Origin of the sequence: Halomonas sp. ND22Bw, from assembly GCF_003011945.1 — a bacterium.
In the GTDB taxonomy this organism is placed as follows: domain Bacteria; phylum Pseudomonadota; class Gammaproteobacteria; order Pseudomonadales; family Halomonadaceae; genus Halomonas; species Halomonas halophila.
This window is the reverse complement of the sequence record NZ_PXWD01001547.1, coordinates 1-245: the sequence shown is the minus strand read 5'-3', so window position 1 is coordinate 245 and position 245 is coordinate 1. Positions and strand designations below refer to the sequence as shown.

General features: G+C 69.0%; 1 pseudogene. It reads left to right on the top strand.

The features are described from left to right. Nucleotides 1–245: pseudogene (locus tag CVH10_RS23420) on the top strand (cobalt chelatase); the annotation flags it as partial.

The following is a 245-nucleotide window of genomic DNA, read 5'->3' as shown; positions in this document are numbered from 1 at the left end:
TGCTGGCCCAGCAGAACCGCGCCTGGGACTTCGACCTCGAAGAGGGCCAGCTCGATCCCGCACGCCTCGTGCGCGTGGTCCCCGACCCGATCCAGCCGCTGTCCTTCAAGCGCGAGAAGGCCACGAATTTTCGCGATACCGTGGTCACGCTGCTGCTGGACAATTCCGGCTCCATGCGCGGGCGCCCGATCACCGTGGCGGCGACCTGCGCGGATATCCTCGCGCGCACGCTGGAGCGCTGCGGC